This is a genomic window from Lacticaseibacillus thailandensis DSM 22698 = JCM 13996, from assembly GCF_001436135.1.
Taxonomy (GTDB): Bacteria; Bacillota; Bacilli; order Lactobacillales; family Lactobacillaceae; genus Lacticaseibacillus; species Lacticaseibacillus thailandensis.
Genome location: NZ_AYZK01000019.1, coordinates 1 through 699, shown reverse-complemented (window position 1 = coordinate 699; position 699 = coordinate 1). Strand labels below are relative to the sequence as shown.

Here is a 699-nt window from a genome sequence, read left to right as displayed (position 1 = left end):
CTAGACCATGAGACCAATATTCAATTTTAATTGCGGGAGCAGGGTTTGAACCTGCGACCTTCGGGTTATGAGCCCGACGAGCTACCAGACTGCTCCATCCCGCGATAACCATAATATCTTATCAAACATAGGCTGCCATGTAAAGATGGACCCTGTAGGACTCGAACCTACGACCGAGCGGTTATGAGCCGCCTGCACTAACCAACTGTGCTAAGGGTCCATGACTCAACCTAATCGCGGCGGGGGGGATCGAACCCTCGACCTCCCGGGTATGAACCGGACGCTCTAGCCAGCTGAGCTACACCGCGAAAACCTAGAACTCAAGAGTTCCAATCGGGAAGACAGGATTCGAACCTGCGACCCCCTGGTCCCAAACCAGGTGCTCTACCAAGCTGAGCTACTTCCCGAACAATGCACCCAGTAGGAGTCGAACCTACAACCTTCTGATTCGTAGTCAGACACTCTATCCAATTGCGCTATGGGTGCATATTTAATTGCTTACCGGCTGACGTCGGTAAGCGGAAGACGGGATTCGAACCCGCGACCCCCACCATGGCAAGGTGATGTTCTACCACTGAACTACTTCCGCATATCAAGTTGCTGGGTAAATATGAACCCTTCCGGATAAGTGGCCCCCTGATTAATCAGAGGGCCAACCGCACCAACTGGAATTCATAATGGAGGATACAGGGCTCGAAC

At 52.4% G+C, this 699-nt stretch carries 6 tRNA genes; all 6 read right to left on the bottom strand.

Annotated features, from left to right (window positions below):
- Window positions 1–30: 30 nt before the first annotated feature.
- The 6 genes from FD19_RS09490 to FD19_RS09465 all read right to left on the bottom strand — a co-directional run bounded on the left by FD19_RS09490 (window position 31) and on the right by FD19_RS09465 (window position 589).
- Window positions 31–104: transfer RNA gene (locus tag FD19_RS09490), tRNA-Met, on the bottom strand.
- A gap of 42 nt (window positions 105–146) precedes the next feature.
- Window positions 147–220: transfer RNA gene (locus tag FD19_RS09485), tRNA-Ile, on the bottom strand.
- A gap of 14 nt (window positions 221–234) precedes the next feature.
- A tRNA-Met gene (locus FD19_RS09480) sits at window positions 235–308 on the bottom strand.
- A gap of 25 nt (window positions 309–333) precedes the next feature.
- A tRNA-Pro gene (locus FD19_RS09475) sits at window positions 334–407 on the bottom strand.
- A 5-nt stretch (window positions 408–412) separates the two neighbouring features.
- A tRNA-Arg gene (locus FD19_RS09470) sits at window positions 413–486 on the bottom strand.
- Window positions 487–517: 31 nt separating this feature from the next.
- A tRNA-Gly gene (locus FD19_RS09465) sits at window positions 518–589 on the bottom strand.
- Window positions 590–699: the final 110 nt, after the last annotated feature.